General features: G+C 39.2%; 1 protein-coding gene. It reads left to right on the plus strand.

Annotated elements, in window-relative coordinates; all coding sequences use genetic code 11:
* A partial coding sequence (locus tag QW71_RS41760; RefSeq protein ID WP_039311829.1) for a hypothetical protein occupies positions 1-199 on the plus strand: 199 nt, incomplete at its 5' end.
* Between the last annotated feature and the right edge of the window lie 145 nt (positions 200-344).

A 344-nucleotide genomic window follows, 5' to 3' on the forward strand; every position in this document is an offset into this window, starting at 1 on the left:
ATTTTGGAAATTATATCCATACCATAATATGGGGAATCAACAGGCTTGTATGAAATACAACAATCTTCCCGCTAAGCGGCTTAGAGGAGGAGGAATGCTGTATTTTATACAACAATTTTGGATTAGGGCCGAGATTATGAGGAAAATGTTGTATTTTGTGCAGGATTTTTTTAATACCCCAGATTTCCATCATGATTAGCAGATATTCACCATAATTAGCATATCATCATCACAATCACCCGACCTCCACTACTATCAGCGGTTAAATATCAGTGGCTAAAATAAACCAAACCTCCCCGCCTGGGCGGAGCTATAGGCTCCTGCTCAAAATAAAAGTCTGCCAA

This window comes from Paenibacillus sp. IHB B 3415, assembly GCF_000802655.2.
GTDB lineage: Bacteria > Bacillota > Bacilli > Paenibacillales > Paenibacillaceae > Paenibacillus_AQ > Paenibacillus_AQ phytohabitans.